Raw genomic sequence first — 19,530 nt, forward strand, 5'->3', positions numbered from 1 at the left:
TATGGAACATTTAATTAGTCAATCAAAAATGATTGGAATACTTCATTCCCTAATAATTTTCCTTTTCGCGTTAAACGCACATGTCCATCTTCCTCTTCAAGCAATCCCTGCTCTTGGTTGCTTTGTAACTGCTTCGCGAAAACTTGATCCATCTCTACATTAAATTTATTGCGGAACGCCGTTTTAGAAACACCTTTTGTTTTTCGAAGCCCTAAGAACAGCTCTTCTTCCATTCTTTCTTTCTCCGTCACTTTGTGAACATCTAAATACGGAAATCCTGTTTCATCAATTTTATTAAAATATTGCTTCAGAGGACCAACATTTTGAATACGTTCTCCGTTCACATAACTATGAGCTCCAGCTCCAAATCCATAATACTCTTCATTATTCCAGTATGTGAGATTATGTCTACTTTTATTGTCACCTTTTGAGAAATTACTAATTTCATACTGGTTATAACCGTGTTTCTCCATTTCATCCATTACTATTTCATACATTTTCGCTTCATGGTCTTCACCCGGAAGACGTAATTTCCCTTTGTTCATTAAGTTATAAAACACTGTTTTTGGCTCCACAATTAATGAATATGCCGAGTAATGTTGTACACCAAGCGTAAAAGCAATATCTAATGTTTCTTTTACATCTTCTATCGTCTGTCCTGGCAAAGCATAAATAATATCTACATTAATATTTTTAAAGCCTACTTCCTGTGCCTCTCGAATCGCGAGGAATGCATCTTCCCTCGTATGCTTGCGCCCGATTTTCTCAAGAAGTTCATCACGGAACGTTTGCACACCAAAACTAATTCGATTTACTCCACCTTCTAGCAGTACATTTAGCTTCTCTTTCGGTAAATCTCCTGGATTCGCTTCAAATGTTAATTCACAATTCGGGGCGAACGGACGCAAATGACGATTAATAATCTCGAGTAATTTTTTTGTCTGTTCCATATTTAACGCTGTCGGAGTTCCCCCACCCACAAAAATCGTTTTCATACTATCAAATGGAACTTTTTGAACCGTATTTATTATTTCCTTCTCTAAATAATCTAAATATTGATCAACCGGTTGGCGTTCAATAAACACTTTATTAAAATCACAATAGTGACAAATGTGCTGACAAAACGGAATATGAATGTATGCAGCTTGTACCAAATATAACTCCTACCTTTCTAAAAAGAAAACCTCCGCACTCCGGAGGGTTCTCTACTTCTCTAACGTATTACGAATTTGTTCCATTCGCATTTTTCCCCAATCATACATCATTTCAACGATCGGTAAAAGTGACATGCCTAGTTCCGTCATATAATACTCAACGCGAGGAGGAATTTCGGGATATACTGTCCGATCAACAATCCCATCTTCCATTAACTCTTTTAATTGGTTCGACAAAACTTTATGAGAAATGCTTGGGAATAACCGTTGTAATTCACTGAAACGATGCGGCCCTTCCACACCAAGATGCCACAGTATCACAACTTTCCACTTTCCACTAATAATAGAAAGCGTCAATTCCTTTTCACAATTAAAATTACCATTTTGTATTTTATCTTGAATATCTTTTCGAATATTTTCGGACATTAACAATCTCCTAACTCTATATGAACTAAAAAGCTCTCTCATTATTGTAAATGAGAGCTGCTCAGATGTCTAAAAAGTAATTATACAGAAAAAAGAAGCCGCACAAACGACTTCTTTTTTATTTCAAATATTAGTTGTCATCCATTTTCAGTACAGCCATGAATGCCTCTTGCGGTACTTCTACAGAGCCAACAGACTTCATACGTTTTTTACCTTCTTTTTGCTTATCAAGAAGTTTACGCTTACGAGAAATGTCACCGCCGTAACATTTTGCAAGTACGTTTTTACGCATCGCTTTAATTGTAGAACGTGCTACAACTTTATTTCCGATAGTCGCCTGAATTGGCACTTCGAACTGTTGTCTCGGAATTAATTCTTTTAATTTCTCTACGATTACTTTACCACGGTCATACGCTGAATCACGGTGTACGATAAATGATAAAGCATCCACTTGTTCATTATTTAAAAGAATATCCATTTTCACAAGTTTAGATGGCTTATAGCCAATTAACTCGTAGTCAAATGATGCATACCCTTTCGTATTTGATTTCAATTGATCGAAGAAGTCATATACGATTTCTGATAACGGGATTTCATATGTTAATGTAACACGCGTTTCATCTAAATATTGCATATCAATAAACGTTCCACGTTTACCTTGGCAAATCTCCATTACAGCTCCAACATAGTCATTCGGAACCATAATTGAAGCCTTCACAAACGGCTCTTCTACACGATCGATAGACTGTGGATCTGGCATATTAGATGGGTTATCAACAATAACATCTTCACCGTTAGTTAAATAAACTTTATAAATAACGCTTGGCGCTGTTGTAATTAAGTCAATCTTAAATTCACGTTCAATACGTTCTTGAATGATTTCCATGTGAAGAAGCCCTAAGAAACCACAACGGAAACCAAATCCTAGCGCTTGAGATGTTTCTGGTTCAAACTCAAGAGCAGAATCGTTTAACTCTAATTTTTCTAATGCATCACGTAAATCGTTATAACGAGCAGAGTCAATTGGATACAGACCACAGAATACCATCGGGTTTAACTTACGGTAACCTGCTAACGGCTCTGCAGCTGGACGTTTCGCATGTGTAATCGTATCACCAACACGTGTGTCACCAACATTTTTAATCGATGCTGCTAAGAAACCTACATCACCTACTGTTAACTCGTCACGTTGCGTAGTTTTCGGTGTAAATACACCTACTTCTGTTACTTCAAATTCTTTACCCGTTGCCATCATACGTACTTTATCGCCAACTTTTACTGTTCCATTTACAACACGGATATAAGCAATTACACCGCGGTACGGATCATATAAAGAGTCGAAAATCATACATTGTAATGGCTCTTCTGAATCACCCGACGGAGCTGGTACTTTTTCAACAATTTGTTCTAAAATTTCTTCAATACCAATTCCAGCTTTCGCAGAAGCAAGTACCGCTTCTGATGCATCTAAACCAATTACATCTTCTACCTCTTGACGTACACGTTCTGGATCCGCACTCGGTAAGTCGATTTTATTAATAACTGGTAAAATTTCCAAATTATTATCAAGCGCTAAGTATACGTTTGCTAACGTTTGCGCTTCAATACCTTGCGCTGCATCTACTACAAGAATCGCGCCTTCACAAGCCGCTAAACTACGAGATACTTCGTACGTAAAGTCGACGTGTCCTGGTGTATCAATTAAATGAAGAATATACTCTTCACCATCTTTTGCTTTATAGTTTAATTGTACTGCGTTTAATTTGATTGTAATACCACGCTCACGCTCTAAATCCATAGAGTCAAGCAACTGAGCTTTCATTTCACGTTGTGTTAACGCGTTTGTTTTCTCTAAAATACGGTCTGCTAACGTTGATTTTCCGTGGTCAATATGAGCAATAATAGAGAAATTACGAATTTTGGACTGTCTTTTTGCTCTTTCTTCTTTATTCATCTATGTTCTCAACTCCTAATAGTCTCGCCAATATACACTAGCACTGATTATATCAATAGAGCAACAAAGATTCAATGAAAACTCGTGCTGCTTACGATACAAATCATTCTATCTATATCTTATGCGAATAAACCATAAGAGACAAACCCTTTTCAAATTTTAAAACGGCTGTCTTACAAACCAGTAAAACAACCGCCTCCCATGTTACTCTTAGCTAAAAATTCCTTTTATTTTCCCAACAACGATATCCGTTCCGAACTTCGTCATTTCATAAGCTACACTAGCTACTGCCATCCCAATTCCTTCTACAACATTAAAACTTCTTAACCGTTCTAACTGTTGTTGTTTTTCTGAGGCCGAAAACGAGCTACCCAAAATTTCTGATTCAGCACCTGTACTTTCTGTCCCTGTCATATGAGCTATTTGTTCATATGACAGTTGCTGATAGCCTTTCATACTTTTCAAACCATGATTAGCAAGTGCCACTCCTGCTATCATCATAAGTAAACATAAAGCCACACTACATATACACAAAAGCGTAAAGCGACTCAAACGATAATCATCTGTTCCCCTCAATGTGTATATGCTCCCGTATTATCTTGATCAATTTGATGATGCAGCGCCGCATTTAAACCACTCGCTATTACATTCGCCATATCCTCAATAAAAGTATCTACTTCTTTTGGGGTTACCATTAAATTATGACCAAGAGGAGATAGCACTTCATAAATCAGCCTTCTTTTTTCTTCTTCTTCCAACGTACCAACAGCACCTAAAAACATATTTCTGCTCTTTTCATCCGGCATATCTTCTTCCGTTAATTTTTTCTTTTCTCCAAATGAAAATCCCGCTGGTAACAAAGAGCGTGAAGGTTTATTTCCTTCTTTCATCTCTCGGCCGAAATGTTTCAAAATAAAATCAATCGTATCACTTGTAATCGAAACAGCATCGACCACAGTCGGAACACCAATCGCGATTACAGGGATACCTAATGTGTCTTTACTTAGTTCTTTACGTTTATTCCCAACCCCCGATCCGGGATGAATTCCAGTATCAGAAATTTGTATCGTGCTATTTACTCGTTCAATAGAACGGGCAGCTAATGCGTCAATCGCAATTACAAAGTCCGGGTTCGTCTTCTCAATAATCCCATAAATAACATCGCTCGTTTCGATCCCTGTAATTCCCATTACCCCTGGCCGAATTGCACTAACAGGCCTAAACCCTTCTTCTACACTTTCAGGCTGTAATTGAAACAAATGTCTCGTTACTAATACATTTTCTACAACTATCGGTCCAAGAGCATCTGGTGTTACATTCCAATTCCCAAGACCTACAATTAAACAGCTTGCTTCTTTTGTAACGCCAACCTCTTCTAAGAAATTAGAAAATTCTTTTGCAAAAATACGCTCCACTTTTTGTTGAAGTTCTGTATCTTGCTGACGTATACCTTGAACTTCAAGCGTTAAATAATTTCCAGGCTTTTTACCCATCGCTTCAGAGGCAGCTTCATCAATTGTTACTTTTGTAATTATAGTCCCCTCTTCTTCTCTCTCTTTTACAATAACTCCCTGTATCCCTTTTTGTTCCTCTTGGCTTTCTTGCAACATTTGATGGGCTTCTACAGCAAGGTCAGTTCTAATGCTATATTTACTTAAATCTAATGGTTCTTTCATCGTATCTCCTCCGTAATTCATAGTAAATATCGTTAGATTTCCCAAAGTTATATAAGGTCATTCTTTCCTTTACGTGAAATTTCATGGATATACTATTGCAATTCTCTTCACCGTTTGATAGAATATCACTTGTTCTATGTAAGAATCGAGTCATTCGATTGCACCAGGGAGGTGAAAAGTATGGCAAACATCAAATCTGCTATCAAACGCGCTAAACTTAGCGAAGAGCGTCGTGCACATAACGCTTCTATCAAGTCTGACATGCGTTCTGCTGTTAAAACTGTAGAAGCTTTAGTTACTAATAACGATCTTGAAAATGCTAAAGAAGCTTTCAAAACTGCTTCTAAAAAACTTGACAAAGCAGCTCGTAAAGGTCTTATCCACCAAAACGCTGCAGCTCGTCAAAAATCTCGCTTAGCGAAACAAGTAAACGCGTAAGGCGTTTAAAAAACGATCCATTTGGATCGTTTTTTTATATACAAAAAAGTTCATGTACTTAGTACATGAACTTTTTTGTGTCATCACATATGATTTAATCGCATTAAGAAAAACTCGAGCACAAGTTTCTTATCCATCTTTCCCGTCTTCATACTATAATCAGCTTCCGCTAATTCTATAATCACTTTTTTTAATTCTTCAAAAGAGAAAAACTTCGTTTGATTCATTGCCAACTTCACGCGATACGGATGTACACCAATATGAGACGCAATTTGATTTTGTCCATAACCACGTTGCTGTAGCTCTTTCACTTGATACAACAAGCGGAATTGACTCACTAATAACGCAAGCAATTTAATCGGCTCTTCCTGCTGCGTAAATAATCCATCCAAAATTTGCATTGCACCTGCAATATCTTTTTTCACCACTTTTTCTGTCAAAGCGAATACATTTTGCTCAACGGATTTTGGTACAAGCTCTGCAACAAGTTTCGTCGTAATCTCTTCACCCATACCAACGTATAACGTTAACTTGTCCATTTCCTTCGCCAACATTGTTACATTACTTCCCACAAGCTCTAGCAACAAACTAACAGCCGCGTTATCAATATGCACATGCACTTCATCTGCACGAGCAACAATCCACTTCTGAACATCCTGTATTTGCATCGCATTTGCTTCTACTACATCTGCTGTTTTCTTTAATAGTTTTGTAATTTTTTTTCGCTCATCAAGTTTTTCGTAAGGCGCAACAAAAACAAGAATAGAAAATGGAGAAGGTTCACCAATGTATTCTTCTAAAATTTTTATATTTTGCTCTAACTTTTCTTTTTGCGAAGTCAAAAATAGCGGTGATTTTATTAACAGTACTTTCCGTTCTCCGAAGAAAGGAAGCGTACGCGCATCCTCAACCACATCTTCTAAATACGCTTCTTCTAAATCGTATGTCACAACATTAAACTCTCGATCTTCTTCTTCAAGTGCTTCTGTCGTAATAAGCTTTATCGTTTCATTTATAAAAAAAGCTTCCGTTCCATATAGTAAATATAACGGAGCAAACTGTTTCTTTTTAATTTTTTTATGTATATCACTCATACTTTTTCCTACTCCCTAACTTGGCAATATATATTTATACTAATGCCCTAGCTTTTGTTTTACAAGTACAAAGGAACAGGCTTTATAACCCGTCCCTTTATTTATATTAAACGCCACGCAATAAGCCCCGGGTTTCTTATTGGTGTGCGGTAATCACCTTCCCTTTATTATTCGCAATAAAAATTTGAGTATAAGTGCCAACTGTTAACATGCTTGGAAACGAAAAACTCACATTACTTCATGATTTAAAAGTAGCAAAAAAGCTCGTTTTCTCTTCATATGGAAATTGTAGATTTTTTTCTGACAATATTTTATACTAAAGTGGAATGTTGGGGAGGGATTCTAAATGAATGATTTTGAACAAAACGTTCAAAGTAAACGCAATGACGCTATTGATTCAGGGGTAGGATTTATCGTCTCATTTGGTTTTTTCGCAACACTTTTCATCATTGCAACTGTTATTAAATTTATCGGTTCTTAAAGACTGCCACTTCATGGCAGTCTTCTCTTTTTCATCTATTATGTGTTTTATCATATGTGATTTTACTTTTAAAGGTTCCATTTTCCCCTTTAAAAACATAGGAAATAGCACCTTGCTTGTCCGTGCGCCATATCTCACTCCCCATCTTCTCAAAACGCTCTATCACTTCTTTATGCGGGTGTCCATACCTATTCTGCTTACCAACAGATATAATCGCTACACGAGGCTGTATGACGTTCAAAAAAGGCTCTATAGATGACGTATTACTCCCATGATGAGCAACTTTTAAAACATCCACTTGTAAATCTGGATATGCCTCTACTAAAATCTTTTCCCCTTCTTCTTCCAAATCGCCTGTAAATAGCCACTTCAACCCTCCAAATTTTGCCCATATTACAATTGAAGCGTTATTTTCGCTTTTTTCTTTTCCTTTTGGAGCTAAAACGAAAAATTCCGCTTCATTTACACTCCAACTCGCCCCTTCCCCCACTTCAGTTATTTTCATTTCCTTTTCTAATGCCTGTTTCTTGACTACTTTTTCTAATACTGCATCTTTTCCCTTTCGGCCAAATACCACTTCTTTTACAGGTATATATGATAATAATTCTTGTGCAGCACCTATATGATCTGCATCTCCATGCGTTACGATTAATTTATCAATTGTTTTAATAACTTCTTTTTGTAAAAAGGGTATTAAAACATCATTCCCAACAGAAAATTCATGCTTTTTTTGTTGCCATTCTTCCTTATTCACACGAAGCGTTCCACCTGTATCAATAAGATAAATCCCTTTATCATACGGAAGGCGAATTAATATTGCATCACCTTGTCCAACATCAATAAATGTTACACTTCCGCTTCCTCTAAAATATGGATATACATAATGACATGTGCTAATAAAAAGAAATACACTCGCAACTATACAAACCATTTTTTTCGGCGCTCTTCTTTCCCAAACCATCAATATACTGACAATACTCGCGCAATATACAGCTACAAGATTGAAGGGCGTTTCCCCGAAGTTAAGCTGGGTAAATGGTAAACTTTCACAATAACTTAGAAAATCATTAGACATACTCAAGCCTATTGATAATACATCCGCAAATCCTTTTGCGAGAAACGGGACAATTGGCATACACAGTAAAATAATAATGCTACATGGTAATACAATGATAGATAAAAACGGAACGTATAAGAGATTGAGGAGAATGCTATATGGAGAAAAATAACCAAAGTGATATAACAAAATCGGAGTACTAACGAGCTGTGAAATGATAGAAATATAAATAGAATTTCGGATTACTCCGTTGCTACTCCCTAACAATAACGGAGCAGACAAAAGTAAAGCGAAGCTACCTACAAAAGAAAACTGAAATCCAATATTAAAAACAAGATAAGGGTCATATATAAGCATACATATAGCTGTTACACTTAAAGCATCTAAACTAGATAAACGAATCGAGCACATAAAAGCAATCAACATCAAAACCCCTGTTATAGAAGCTCTTATAACAGAGGGTGAAGCCCCTGCTAAAACCATATACAAAGGAATACAAATGATAAGGCAAATTGTTGCTACCTCCCTCGTCGCACCGCTTCTTAGCAAAATAAAATATACTATCACCATCAACAATACAATGTGTGAACCTGAAATTGCTAACAAATGTACAAGACCAAATTGTTGATATTGCTCTTCCACTTCAAACGTCATTTGTTGTCTATCACCAAAGAGTAATGCATTCATAAAAGCACCTGATTGCTCTGGAAACATTTCTGTAACTTTCGAGATTGCTTGTTGCCTTAAAAGAAGAATCCATTGCGTGAGCGACAGTGATGTTTTATAGCATTCAGAAATATATGTAGCCTCAAATGTGAAATGAATATGTTGCTTGTATAAATAATCACGGTAATTAAAACCATGAAAATTCCGAGCTGTTTCCGGTTCTTTCCTCTCACCCTCGAATACACATGATATCCCTGCGTATAATTGTTGCATTTTTTTCTTTTCCAAAGCTGATTTTATTCTATAACTTAACTGCACTATATTTTTATTCTGATCTTCAAATTGAAAAGATAGGCGATCCCCATTAACAAGCGGTGTGTTTTGTATAACCCCTCTTGTAACTGTATAGGGCTTCCCTAGAGGCTTATTCCACACTTGAACATAGGAAGTGTATATAACGCTACTAAAGCACGCTACAATACAAAAAATGAAGGTTTTACGCGAAGTGCGATATAAACAGAAGAAAACATTTAAAAAGAGGCAAAAAACTATCAATAAAAGTGACGAGGAAAAGGCAATTGCAATCCCTATTATAAACGAGATTGCAACATACCCCCATTGTTCTTGCAACTTATACTCACTCCTTATAGCATCATTTTTGCTTTCGTGAATACATGCTGTAATTCTTCCATTGATAAATTATCTTTTTCTAAAGACACAAATAATTCTTTCAACTCTGTATAACGTTTTTGATCCTCTAATGCAGCAATATCATATTCTAGCGGAACGTGTTTCACTGTTACATTCGCTTGTTCAAATAACTCTATGGCATATGGATGATTTTTATAATCCTGCGCATAATAAACCGCTGTAATACCACTTTGAATAATTGCCTTACAACATTGTAAACAAGGGAAATGCGTAACGTAAATTTCTGCTTCCTCTGTTTTCGCACCAAACTTGGCACATTGTAATAAAGCATTCATTTCGGCATGAATTGTCCGAACACAATGATTATCGATTACGTAACAACCATCATCTATACAATGTACGCCACCTTTAATTGAACCATTATATCCACCAGCAATAATTCGTTTATCGCGAACGATTGTCGCTCCTACCGCAAGCCTTGTACATGTACTACGCAAAGATAGTAGATGGCTTTGCGTCATAAAATATTGATCCCATGAAATTCGTTCCATATTTTTCACCTACTTTTTTGTCTACTTGTAGTGTAGCGAAAGAAGAAAAACTTCGTCAATCTTTTACGGAATAATAATTTGATCTTTTATCTTTTCAAGAGACTTCGCACCAATCCCATCAATCTCTAATAAATCTTCTATTTTCTGAAACGGACCATGTTCTTCTCGATATTTCAAAATACTTTCTGCCTTTCGAGAGCCAATCCCTGTAATTTTTTCTAGTTGTTCTTTCGCCGCTGTATTTATTCGAATCTTGCCATCTTCCTTAGAAGAAGTAAGCACCCCTTGTTCTGATTCATTTTTACTCGGTATATAAAGAAGCATTTGATCTTGTACAATTTGTGCTAAATTCACTTTTTTCATATCTACTTCTGATAAAAAACCACCAGCCTTTTGAACCGCATCCTTTACGCGATCTCCTTCCTTCATTTCATATACCCCTTCTTTACTAACCGCTCCTTTCACATCAATTATAATTGTTCTTTTCTGTTCCTTTGTATCCGATATTTTCGGTTTACCCTTTTTTTCGATCTCCTTCTCTTGTACATTCATTGTAATAGGCATTCGTTCTACACTCTGATTCGTTTTCCAAAAAACAAGAAAAAGTAAAGTTCCAATAATAGCTACTAAACCTAACCACTTTTTCGGAAAATCCCACATCATTTTACACCTCTAATCATAAATTTATAACATCATTCATATTGTTTAGGAGAAAGCTGTTACGAAGGAGGGATGAAACTTTGAACATAGGAATTATAGGGACAGGAAACATGGGGAATATACTAATCGATGCATTTTTAGAAACCCGTGCTGTCAAACCTTCGTGCCTTACAATCATTAATCGGACGCCTGCAAAAGCATATCATATAAAAGAAAAATACCCTTCTGTTCATATAGCAAAAACAATCCCGGAAGTAATCGAACAATCACAACTTATTTTTATTTGTGTCAAGCCGATAGATATATACCCTATCCTAAAAAAATACGCTGAACATTTTTCTGATGAAACGTGCTTAGTTTCTATTACAAGTCCAATATCTCCATCACAATTAGAGACTCTCGTACCTTGCCACGTCGCGCGTATCATTCCAAGTATCACAAATCGCGCGCTCTCCGGCGCCTCACTATTTACATTTGGAGATAATTGCTCTGAAGAATGGCAACAAAAACTACTTCGTCTATTCAAAAACATTTCTACACCTCTTGTAATAGAAGAAGATATAACGCGCGTTTCATCTGATATAGCAAGTTGCGGTCCTGCTTTCTTTAGTTATTTACTACAATGCTTCATTAACGCTGCTGTAGATAAAACAAATATTACACACGAAGAGGCTACTACTTTAGTAAGTGAAATGGTCGTGGGGATGGGGAAATTACTTGAAAAAGAAATCTTCACATTACCTACCTTACAAGAAAAGGTTTGTGTGAAAGGCGGCGTTACTGGGGAGGGCATTCGGGTTTTAGAAGAGCACGTTGGAGATATGTTCCATAAGTTAATCGAGCGAACACATGAAAAATTTGATGAAGATTTAGAATGCGTTGATCAGCAATTCAATAAACACACATAATAAATACGTCATTTTCATTCCAAATCCTTTTTATAAATACTTACTTTTTTACAATACATTTTCACTTCAACTACTATTCCCACACTTTACGCATACGATCTTCAGATTATGCTAGAACTAAAAATACATCTTCTTTATAAAACAAAAGCAACCTTCTCGGTTGCTTTTGTTTTATTTGTTTTATCCGTTTTTCTTCGCCATGAAGAAAATACGCTCTGTTTGTTCTGTAACTTCAAGTCGCTCAAAATCACCTGTTACACGCAGAACTGTAAAACCTGCTTCTCCAAGCCATTTCGTTAACTCCTCCACTTGATATGCACGTTGCACGTGACATTCGTCAAACCGATGGTACACATCTTCTTCCGGATCTTGAACAAAGAATGTTAAATCATGCTCTACACTATTTGATTCTTCACCAGGGAAGCAATTCCAAATAAGGGATATTTCTTCTCCATTCACTGTATACGTTTCATTTTGAAATACATGATGTATTTTATATAAAGAATGTACATCAAATAAAAACAAACCATCTTGACGTAAATGATGAAATACTCTTCTAAATGTTTCTTGTACTCCATCTTCTTGCAATACATAATTTAATGAATCACAAAAGATGGTTACACAATCAAACTCACCTGGAACATCAAGCTCTCGCATGTCTTGTTGATAAAAAGGAATAAAGTATCCCTCTCCTCCTAGTTTTTGCTGAGCTACTGTTAACATTTCTTCTGAAAGATCGACACCTATTAAATCGTAACCCTTTTGCACAAGCGGCAGGGTTACATTACCTGTACCGCATGCTACATCAAGAATTTTTGCCTCTTTCATATCTGCCTGCTGTAAACTTTCCTCTGTAAATTCCACCCATTTATCATAAGGGACATCATTCATTAGTTCGTCGTACAACAATGCAAATTGTTCGTATTTCATTGGCCTAACTCTTCTGTAATATCTTCACGTGGCACATCGCCCCATAGACGCTCTAAATTATAGTGATTACGCTCATCTTTATGGAATACATGAGCAACTACATCTCCAAGATCAACTAATACCCAACGTGCTTCGTCAAACCCTTCCATACGTTGTACGTCGATTTGGAACTCATGTGCTTTTGATTTAATTTCACGTGCAATTGCTTGCACTTGTTTATCTGAATTTCCGTGACAAATAATGAAATAATCTGCAATTGGTGAAATACCTTGCATATTTAGGACAACCATATCTTCTGCTCTCTTATCATCAGCTGCTTTTGCCGCTAATACTAATAAATCTTTATCGTTCATTTACTCATTTCCTCCTTGATAACTGCATTGTATGTTTGGAATGTTAATGGATAAATCGTCTGATCTTTTTCCATTAAAAATTGAATTGTTCTCTTTAACGCAAATAATAAAGCTTGATTTATATCCGTATATGCGAGTTTACGAGCCTCTTCCACTCCTGGAAACTTTCGCCCAGGTTCAATGTAATCAGCTACATAAATCACTTTATCTAACATCGTCATATTCTCATGACCACTTGTATGATATGTAATAGCTTGCAAAATTTCAGAATCCGTAATGCCTACTTCTTTTTCTACTAAGTATGCCCCAACAGGTGCATGCCATAACTCTTTGTTATAGCAAAGTAAATCTTTCGGCAAATCTTCACGTTTAATAATCTCTTCCATCTCTGAAATTGCTCTACATTTCGCATAATCATGGAATATAGCTGCCATCTCTGCTTTTTTTTCGTCCACACCGTATAACTTAGCAAGCTCAATCGCTGTCTCCATTACACCAATTGTGTGTATATAACGTTTTTCATGCATTTGTTGTTTGACAATATGCAGTGCATTCTCACGATTCATACAACCCATTCCTCTCGATATATACCTGTACTTTTTCGGGAAGTAAATATTTACACGTTTTCTTCTCCTTATATCTCTCACGTAATAAGGATGAAGAAACTGCAAATTCCGGAATTTCCACTGTAGTAATCTTATATGGTGTATGCAATGTATACCCAGGTCTTGCAACTCCAACAAACGTTACAAGATTAAATAAAGCTTCAATGTTATACCACTTCGGTAAATACTCAACCATATCCCCACCAATAATAAAGTGAAACTGCACATCCGGATACTTCTTCGTCAATTGTAACATAGTGTCATACGTATAAGATGGGCCCTTCCTACTTAGCTCTTCTAAACAAATAGAAAAGTGCTCTTCTGCCTCAGTCGCGAGCTCTAACATATGTAAACGACTTTCTACACTTGTAATATTCCGCCCTTGTTTATGTGGCGGAATCTGGTTTGGCAAGAACCATACTTCTTCCAAGTTCAAAGCGTGATATACTTCATTTGCAATTAGCAAATGTCCATAGTGAGGCGGATCAAATGTACCGCCAATGATGCCAATTTTTCTCAAAAGAAACGCCCCTTCCTTTTACATACAGCAACTCTCCTCTGTTAGGAATGAAGAGAGTTGCTATTAATAAAAGTTCAATTGGTTTCGCTCTCTACATCATTACGCATAAACGATAAAAATAGCGCATGCTAGTCTTTTTATCGAGGAAGCTTAATTTGTTTATTTTCTCTTGATTCTTTGTATAAAACGATTGTGCTTCCAATTACTTGAACGATTTCAGCACGTGCACCTTTTGCAAGTTCTTCCGCAACCTCACGGCGATCAAATTCACAGTTTTGTAATACACTTACTTTAAATAACTCACGAGCTTCTAAAGTATCTGCGATTTGTTTAATCATATTTTCATTTACTCCGCCTTTTCCTACTTGAAAAATTGGTGTTAAATGATGTGCTTGTGCACGTAAAAATCTTTTTTGTTTTCCTGTTAACATATATGTTAGCCTCCAAGCTTTTCTATAACTAATTGTTTCATTCTCTCGATATTTGGCGTGCGTCCTGTCCACATTTCAAATGCAAGTGCTCCTTGATAAACAAACATATCAATACCATTTTGAATGATTGCACCTTGCTCTTTTGCCTCACATAAAATTTTCGTTTCAAATGGATTATAAATTATATCTGATACAATCGTTCCTTTTTTTAACGAACAAATTTGTAATGGCGTATGTTCTACGTGTGGATGCATACCTATCGTTGTCGTCTGAATGATAATATCATAATTTCCTTGTTCTTCTGTCGCTTTTTCTAACGACAAAGCAACAGAATTAACATCGGCCGTACGTGCAGCAATAAGTTCCTTTGCCTTATCTACTGTACGATTGGCTACATCAATCTCTTTTACACCTACATCAGCAAGAGAAAAATAAATAGCTCGGCTAGCACCACCTGAACCAAGTAACAAAATACGTTTCCCTTGAAGTGGTTCATTACTAATTGACTGCAGCGCTCGAACAAAACCAATCCCGTCTGTGTTATAGCCAATTAATCTTCCATCCTTATGAACCACTGTATTTACTGCACCGATTTTCCTTGCTAATGGGTCAATCTCATCCAAATACTCCATAATAGCAACCTTGTGCGGAGTTGTTACATTAAATCCTGAAATACCTAATGCTTTTAAACCTCTTACTGCTTCCCCTAGCAATTCCTCTTCAACAAGGAACGCATGATAATGGGCATCCATATTCAAGTGTTCAAATGCATCGTTATGCATAACGGGTGATAATGAATGTCCAATTGGATTTCCGATTACACCATATAATTGTTTCATAAATCCCTCTCCATATTAAATTAAAGATTTACGTAGTGAAACACTTACTCCTTTTGGTACGTGTGCAACAATTTTTGCTCCTGGTTCGTTCACAGTAACCCATCCTAATCCAGAGAATACAACATCCGTTTTAGGTTCACGAATATTAAATTCGTATTTCACTAGCTCAGGCATATTTGCTAATTCTTCTGGCGTTGGTGGGCTTAGTAAATCCCCGGCATGATTTTTATATAATTCATCTGCTTTCTCAAGCTTTGTACGATGGATTGTTAAGCGATTCGAGAAGTGACAAGTAAATGCACGACGACCACCACTTACATAATCAAAACGTGCCAATCCACTAAAGAATAACGTTTGTTCTTCATTTAATTGGAATACCATCGGCTTAATTTCTTTTGTTGGTGTAATAAGCTTTAAGCTTTGCTTTCCAACATAATGAGCCATTTGGTGGTGGTTAATAATACCTGGCGTATCATATAAAGAAGACTCTTCGTCCAATGGAATATCAATTAAATCAAGTGTTGTTCCTGGGAAATGAGATGTTGTAATTACATTTTCAGTCTCATCACTAAATTCTTTAATCATACGATTAATAAATGTCGATTTCCCTACATTCGTACATCCAACAACATAAACATCTTTGCCGCCGCGATAATACTCAATAGCATCTGCTAGTTCAGCGATTCCTTGTCCCTTCGCTGCACTAATTAAAAAGACATCTTCTGGTTTTAATCCTAGCTGCTTTGCACTATAGCGCATCCAATGTTTTACTTTATCATGTTTTACTGACTTTGGAATTAAATCAGCTTTATTTCCAACAAGTAATACTTTATTATTCCCTACGAAACGATGTAAGCCAGGTAACCAGCTACCATTAAAATCAAAAATATCTACAATTTTGACTACTAATGCATCTGATTTTCCAATTCCATTTAAAATGCGTAGGAAGTCATCATCTGTTAACGATACATCTTGAATTTCATTGTAATGCTTCAAGCGAAAACAACGTTGACAAATAACTTGTTCTTTCTCTAAAGATGAGGCAGGAGCATACCCCACTTCGTTTTTATTTTCTGTTTGAATTTCTACACCGCAACCAATACATTTAATTGTTTCAGTCAAACTTTATTCCTCCCAGTTAATTAAACCTTTTTTCTTCATATTTTTCATAATTCTTCGTTCAATTTTTCGATTAAAACGCGTTACTAATCCGTCCGTTTGTGCTACCGGTACAACTAAAATTGTATGAAGGCCTACTCGGTTGCCACCAAGCACGTCCGTCAGTAACTGATCTCCAATTACTACAACTTCATCTGGCTGCAAACGCATCTCTTGTATCGCACGCTTAAATGCGCGAACAAATGGTTTACGTGCACTATGAATAAATGGAATACCTAATGGATCAGCAAAATCTTTTACACGTTGCTCATTATTATTTGAAACGACCGTTACTTGAATGCCTTGCTCTTTCATTTCCAAGAACCATTTTTCAAGTTGCGGTGTTGCATTGGGACGATCCCATTCAATTAAAGTGTTATCTAAGTCAGTAATAACGCCTTTAATCCCACGTTTTTTTAAATCTTCTGGTTGAACATGATATACATTTTTCACATATTCATTTGGTAAAAATAGTTTCAATTTCTTTCACCTCTTTGAGGATTTTTCATAAAATTTTTCGACAACATTTTTCGATATATAACCTGTGGATAAAATTGTACACATTTTCCACATTAATTTTTCAGTTAATTTGGAATTTACTAACAAACTATACACACTTTATCCACCTAGGTATGTGGATAACCACTCGTTTGTGACTGTCATATTTTTTTGGTACATTAAATGCATCAACGAATCAATCCTTATATTATTAGGAGGTGACTCACCTTGAAAACAAAACATATGGAACAGTTATCCACTGAGTTACTCACTGAGTCTTATTATAAAGCAAAAGAACTAAAATTAAATCCCGACTTCATTTTACTTATAAAACAAGAAATCATTAGACGCTCATTAGAGGACAAGCTTGTCAAATCATCTTGATTACATATAAAGTGAAAGTTTAATCAGCCCTTACCAATTAAACAGTTAAAGGATAATTTATTGGATGCCCTGTAAAAAGAGCCATCCTACGATGGCTCTCGAATAAACAAGTACTCCCATCTAGGGGATTTCATCATTAAGTATCTTTGCCCATAACTCTTACTTACGGTTATAAAAGCTTTTCTTTATTTATGAGCTAAGCGAGTAGCTATTTTTTGACCAAGACGAAGCTCTTGTCCACTCTTTAATTCCTGCACTACTTCTATCATATCTTTTTCAAACAATAACACAACTGTTGAACCAAATGTAAAGTATGCCATTTCTTCACCTTTTTGAACAGTGTCTCTCTCATGCAAAAGCTCAATACTATTAACAAACATGGCACCTACTTTTACAAGAGCCATATGCTCGCCATCACTGCTTACTTCTGTAACAGAACGATAATTTTTTGACAGTGGTTCTTTCCCGTATTCCATACCAGCTGCATTTACCGGATATGATTTTCTACCGAGTACAAATCTTTCAGTCACAGAACCAGAAAGCGGACTATGAATGCGATGATAATGACTTGGACTCAAATAAATTACCATATATGTACCGCCTGCATATCGCGTTGCACGTTCTTCATTACCTAGCATATCCACAATCGAATAACGCTTTCCTTTAATATCAAATGTTTTTGTATCCTCAATAGGACCTTGATCTGCAAAAACACCATCAACAGGACTAACGATACTCGATGCATCTGTATCAATACTACGCTTTCCTTCTTTTAGCTTACGCGTAAATAATTCATGCAATGTTCTATATTCCTTCAAACCCTTTTCCATCTCATCTTGATTAATTTGAAAAACTTTCGCATACGATGGAATAATGATAGAGCTCAAACGAGATTGTGCAAATTTACGTAATATATAAGAAGTAAAGCGACCATTTGTAAGTTCTATCATAAGTCGATATAATGTACGTCGCAAATTGCGAAACCCCCTAATCAGTCTATAACTTTAGTTTTCCCTTCTTTTCTTTCTATATCATATGTAAAATTGGTTCTTATTCCCACATATCATATAAAGCAGCCTTATTATACATACAGAAAACTAAGTATGGTATTATTCTTAAATTATTTAGCACCTTCTAATATTACAGATAGAATCCGTCATTTTCAACAGTGAACATGTATTTCTTCTTAGCATAACGCGTTTTCTTTTCTTATTTACAATAAGAAAAGCAGCCCATTTTAAATATGGCTGCTTCTAATACACTTTACTCTTTCGCTTTTTTCTCTTTCTCTGCCCTTACAAACTCGTGGAACATTTTCATTAAAGCACGCTTTTCAATCCGTGATACGTAGCTTCTAGAAATACCAAGCGCCTTAGCGATTTCCCGCTGTGTTTTCTCCTTATCTAGCCCAAGTCCAAAACGTTTCACAATCACTTCTTTTTCTCTTTCGTCTAAAATATCGATATACTCTTTAATTTTTTCTAACTCCATACTAAGCTGAATCATATCAATTACATCTTCAGACTCTGATTTTAATATATCAATAAGCGATATTTCATTGCCCTCTTTATCTTGCCCGATCGGATCATGAAGTGAAACATCTTTTTTCGTTTTCTTTAGTACACGTAAATGCATCAAAATTTCATTTTCAATACAACGTGCTGCATACGTCGCAAGCTTCGTTCCCTTTCCAGCAGAATAGCTCTCGATCGCTTTAATGAGCCCGATCGTACCAATTGAAATTAAATCTTCTGCATCTTCTCCTGTGTTCTCAAATTTTTTAACGATATGAGCTACAAGCCGTAAATTATGTTCAATTAAAAGATTTCTCGCTTGAGCATCACCTTGCTCCATTAACTCTAAGTACTTTCTCTCATCATCTGATGATAACGGCTGCGGGAACGCATTATTCTTCACATAAGAAACAAAGACAAACACTTCTCGAACCATATATCCAATTGCGGCGAATAGACTCAAACCTTTCACCTCCGCCAAAATAGTGGTCTTTATTATGTGTATGTGGGCGTGAGGTTGTTTGTGTCTGTACAGTTTATTTATAAAACTCAACACTTCCAACATTTAAAATATTTTATTGT

General features: G+C 36.1%; 23 protein-coding genes. 4 read left to right on the top strand and 19 right to left on the bottom strand.

Annotation, left to right across the window (positions count from 1 at the left end; all coding sequences use genetic code 11):
- Positions 1–14 precede the first annotated feature (14 nt).
- The 5 genes from hemW to gpr form a co-directional block, all read right to left on the bottom strand.
- Positions 15–1,154 carry a radical SAM family heme chaperone HemW gene (gene hemW, locus MR107_RS09900; protein WP_242292322.1) on the bottom strand — a complete coding sequence of 380 codons (1,140 nt, stop codon included), beginning with the start codon at positions 1,152–1,154 and terminating at the stop codon, positions 15–17.
- A gap of 51 nt (positions 1,155–1,205) precedes the next feature.
- Complete coding sequence (locus tag MR107_RS09905; RefSeq protein ID WP_001293539.1) at positions 1,206–1,580, bottom strand: winged helix-turn-helix transcriptional regulator; 375 nt, start codon at positions 1,578–1,580, stop codon at positions 1,206–1,208.
- Between the two features lie 130 nt (positions 1,581–1,710).
- Positions 1,711–3,534, bottom strand: a complete 1,824-nt coding sequence (gene lepA, locus MR107_RS09910; protein ID WP_001030951.1) for an elongation factor 4 — start codon at positions 3,532–3,534, stop codon at positions 1,711–1,713.
- 210 nt (positions 3,535–3,744) lie between these two features.
- On the bottom strand, positions 3,745–4,110 hold the full coding sequence (locus MR107_RS09915; protein ID WP_001215037.1) for a YqxA family protein: 366 nt from the start codon (positions 4,108–4,110) through the stop codon (positions 3,745–3,747).
- Complete coding sequence (gene gpr / locus MR107_RS09920) at positions 4,107–5,210, bottom strand: GPR endopeptidase (RefSeq protein WP_000662618.1); 1,104 nt, start codon at positions 5,208–5,210, stop codon at positions 4,107–4,109. The genes MR107_RS09915 and gpr overlap by 4 nt, the downstream gene beginning before the upstream one ends.
- 180 nt (positions 5,211–5,390) lie before the next feature.
- Here gpr and rpsT point away from each other — a divergent pair, with 180 nt between their 5' ends.
- Positions 5,391–5,648 (top strand): 30S ribosomal protein S20, encoded by a 258-nt coding sequence (gene rpsT / locus MR107_RS09925; protein WP_001274011.1) that lies wholly within the window; start codon positions 5,391–5,393, stop codon positions 5,646–5,648.
- 83 nt (positions 5,649–5,731) lie between these two features.
- On the opposite strand, the gene holA is transcribed toward rpsT, so the two are convergent.
- Positions 5,732–6,742 carry a DNA polymerase III subunit delta gene (gene holA, locus MR107_RS09930; RefSeq protein WP_242292323.1) on the bottom strand — a complete coding sequence of 337 codons (1,011 nt, stop codon included), beginning with the start codon at positions 6,740–6,742 and terminating at the stop codon, positions 5,732–5,734.
- Positions 6,743–7,088: 346 nt separating this feature from the next.
- Between holA and MR107_RS09935 the strand changes: the two genes are divergently transcribed.
- Positions 7,089–7,223 carry a YqzM family protein gene (locus tag MR107_RS09935; RefSeq protein WP_000997609.1) on the top strand — a complete coding sequence of 45 codons (135 nt, stop codon included), beginning with the start codon at positions 7,089–7,091 and terminating at the stop codon, positions 7,221–7,223.
- Between the two features lie 31 nt (positions 7,224–7,254).
- Here the strand turns inward: MR107_RS09935 and MR107_RS09940 are convergent, their stop codons facing one another.
- From MR107_RS09940 to MR107_RS09950, 3 genes are all read right to left on the bottom strand, one after another.
- On the bottom strand, positions 7,255–9,576 hold the full coding sequence (locus tag MR107_RS09940) for a DNA internalization-related competence protein ComEC/Rec2 (RefSeq protein WP_242292324.1): 2,322 nt from the start codon (positions 9,574–9,576) through the stop codon (positions 7,255–7,257).
- Between the two features lie 14 nt (positions 9,577–9,590).
- Entirely contained in the window at positions 9,591–10,148 is a 558-nt protein-coding gene (locus MR107_RS09945) for a ComE operon protein 2 (RefSeq protein ID WP_000439770.1), read from the bottom strand.
- A gap of 63 nt (positions 10,149–10,211) precedes the next feature.
- The gene (locus tag MR107_RS09950; protein WP_000989932.1) at positions 10,212–10,811 is read right to left on the bottom strand and encodes a helix-hairpin-helix domain-containing protein; all 600 of its coding nucleotides are present in this window, start codon (positions 10,809–10,811) and stop codon (positions 10,212–10,214) included.
- 77 nt (positions 10,812–10,888) lie between these two features.
- On the opposite strand from MR107_RS09950, the gene comER reads away from it, so the two are divergent.
- Positions 10,889–11,716 carry a late competence protein ComER gene (gene comER / locus MR107_RS09955; protein ID WP_001020554.1) on the top strand — a complete coding sequence of 276 codons (828 nt, stop codon included), beginning with the start codon at positions 10,889–10,891 and terminating at the stop codon, positions 11,714–11,716.
- A gap of 180 nt (positions 11,717–11,896) precedes the next feature.
- Here comER and MR107_RS09960 read toward each other — a convergent pair whose 3' ends face one another.
- The 8 genes from MR107_RS09960 to MR107_RS09995 all read right to left on the bottom strand — a co-directional run bounded on the left by MR107_RS09960 (position 11,897) and on the right by MR107_RS09995 (position 17,032).
- Positions 11,897–12,646, bottom strand: a complete 750-nt coding sequence (locus MR107_RS09960; RefSeq protein WP_048656869.1) for a class I SAM-dependent DNA methyltransferase — start codon at positions 12,644–12,646, stop codon at positions 11,897–11,899.
- The gene (gene rsfS / locus MR107_RS09965; protein ID WP_000998173.1) at positions 12,643–12,999 is read right to left on the bottom strand and encodes a ribosome silencing factor; all 357 of its coding nucleotides are present in this window, start codon (positions 12,997–12,999) and stop codon (positions 12,643–12,645) included. Before rsfS ends, MR107_RS09960 begins: the two co-directional genes overlap by 4 nt.
- Positions 12,996–13,565: a bis(5'-nucleosyl)-tetraphosphatase (symmetrical) YqeK gene (gene yqeK, locus MR107_RS09970; protein WP_001078477.1), complete on the bottom strand. Its 570-nt coding sequence runs from the start codon at positions 13,563–13,565 to the stop codon at positions 12,996–12,998. Before yqeK ends, rsfS begins: the two co-directional genes overlap by 4 nt.
- Entirely contained in the window at positions 13,555–14,124 is a 570-nt protein-coding gene (nadD, locus tag MR107_RS09975) for a nicotinate-nucleotide adenylyltransferase (RefSeq protein ID WP_001226046.1), read from the bottom strand. Before nadD ends, yqeK begins: the two co-directional genes overlap by 11 nt.
- A gap of 137 nt (positions 14,125–14,261) precedes the next feature.
- The gene (yhbY, locus tag MR107_RS09980) at positions 14,262–14,555 is read right to left on the bottom strand and encodes a ribosome assembly RNA-binding protein YhbY (RefSeq protein WP_000955224.1); all 294 of its coding nucleotides are present in this window, start codon (positions 14,553–14,555) and stop codon (positions 14,262–14,264) included.
- 5 nt (positions 14,556–14,560) lie between these two features.
- Positions 14,561–15,394 carry a shikimate dehydrogenase gene (aroE, locus tag MR107_RS09985; protein ID WP_000812076.1) on the bottom strand — a complete coding sequence of 278 codons (834 nt, stop codon included), beginning with the start codon at positions 15,392–15,394 and terminating at the stop codon, positions 14,561–14,563.
- A 15-nt stretch (positions 15,395–15,409) separates the two neighbouring features.
- The gene (yqeH, locus tag MR107_RS09990) at positions 15,410–16,516 is read right to left on the bottom strand and encodes a ribosome biogenesis GTPase YqeH (RefSeq protein ID WP_000140799.1); all 1,107 of its coding nucleotides are present in this window, start codon (positions 16,514–16,516) and stop codon (positions 15,410–15,412) included.
- Between the two features lie 3 nt (positions 16,517–16,519).
- The gene (locus MR107_RS09995; RefSeq protein ID WP_000765314.1) at positions 16,520–17,032 is read right to left on the bottom strand and encodes a YqeG family HAD IIIA-type phosphatase; all 513 of its coding nucleotides are present in this window, start codon (positions 17,030–17,032) and stop codon (positions 16,520–16,522) included.
- A 246-nt stretch (positions 17,033–17,278) separates the two neighbouring features.
- On the opposite strand from MR107_RS09995, the gene sda reads away from it, so the two are divergent.
- Complete coding sequence (gene sda, locus MR107_RS10000; protein WP_000850094.1) at positions 17,279–17,434, top strand: sporulation histidine kinase inhibitor Sda; 156 nt, start codon at positions 17,279–17,281, stop codon at positions 17,432–17,434.
- A 185-nt stretch (positions 17,435–17,619) separates the two neighbouring features.
- Here sda and MR107_RS10005 read toward each other — a convergent pair whose 3' ends face one another.
- Positions 17,620–18,408, bottom strand: coding sequence for a phosphatidylserine decarboxylase (locus tag MR107_RS10005; RefSeq protein ID WP_001255003.1), 789 nt, complete (start codon positions 18,406–18,408; stop codon positions 17,620–17,622).
- Between the two features lie 289 nt (positions 18,409–18,697).
- Positions 18,698–19,411, bottom strand: a complete 714-nt coding sequence (gene sigK, locus MR107_RS10010; RefSeq protein WP_000051382.1) for an RNA polymerase sporulation sigma factor SigK — start codon at positions 19,409–19,411, stop codon at positions 18,698–18,700.
- Between the last annotated feature and the right edge of the window lie 119 nt (positions 19,412–19,530).

The sequence above is a fragment of the Bacillus cereus group sp. BfR-BA-01441 genome, assembly GCF_022663075.1.
GTDB classification, from domain to species: domain Bacteria; phylum Bacillota; class Bacilli; order Bacillales; family Bacillaceae_G; genus Bacillus_A; species Bacillus_A cereus.